Raw genomic sequence first — 214 nt, forward strand, 5'->3', positions numbered from 1 at the left:
AAGCACATCAGTCAGTGATTCATCATCATTGAGCACAAGCATTTCGACATCTCTAAGTACGAGTGAATCAGCAAGCTTTAGTGGTAGCACAAGTGTAAGCAACAGTGATTCCACAAGTACGAGCACGTCGATCAGCGATTCATTATCAGTAAGTACAAGTATTAGTAACAGTGAATCAGCAAGCCTGAGCACATCAGTCAGTGATTCATCATCA

At 41.6% G+C, this 214-nt stretch carries 1 pseudogene; it reads left to right on the plus strand.

Annotation, left to right across the window (positions count from 1 at the left end):
* A pseudogene (locus tag IAE45_RS19150) lies at window positions 1-214 on the plus strand (hypothetical protein); the annotation flags it as partial.

It is taken from the genome of Enterococcus sp. S53 (assembly GCF_016516865.1).
GTDB lineage: Bacteria > Bacillota > Bacilli > Lactobacillales > Enterococcaceae > Enterococcus_D > Enterococcus_D innesii.